1 pseudogene is annotated in these 530 nt (G+C 62.8%); it reads right to left on the bottom strand.

Annotated elements, in window-relative coordinates:
• Positions 1–148: 148 nt before the first annotated feature.
• Positions 149–530: pseudogene (locus AADZ90_RS22425) on the bottom strand (transposase); the annotation flags it as partial.

The following is a 530-nucleotide window of genomic DNA, read 5'->3' as shown; positions in this document are numbered from 1 at the left end:
TGGCCCTGATGGGATCCGCAGATCAGGTTCCTAACTGCTTTGCGGGCAACAGCGGCCGGGGCATTCGGCGGAGTGTCCTGATCCTTGCGGCTGACGGGTACACCATCACATCGTTGGTCTTGCTATCTCGGCGATCCTCTGCTCCTCGAGCCGCGTGCGACCGGTAAGGTTCGCTCTTTGTCAGCACCGCCCCTATGATCCGGTCTGTCTTGTTGGCCATAGCCACCGTGGCGAGGCGCGCCGGTTTTCATTGCAGGAGATTGGCCAGCCAGGGATCGGCCCGCTCCGGGTGACTGGCGACCTGCCGGATGCGGGACGCCTTTCCAACCACGACGAGCTGGCGCAGATATCGATCCCCCATCTTGGTGATCTTGCTCAAGCGTTCCTTGCCACCACTGGAATGGTTGCGCGGTGTGAGCCCCAGCCAGGCGGCAAACTCCCGTCCGCTTCGGAGCTGGTGGCCTGAGCCAATCGTCGCCGCAACAGCCGACATTGTGACCGGTCCAACGCCCGGAATGGTCTGCAGAAGC

The organism is Aestuariibius violaceus, from assembly GCF_040779325.2.
Classification (GTDB): Bacteria; Pseudomonadota; Alphaproteobacteria; order Rhodobacterales; family Rhodobacteraceae; genus Aestuariibius; species Aestuariibius violaceus.
This window is presented reverse-complemented; position numbering and strand designations above follow the sequence as displayed.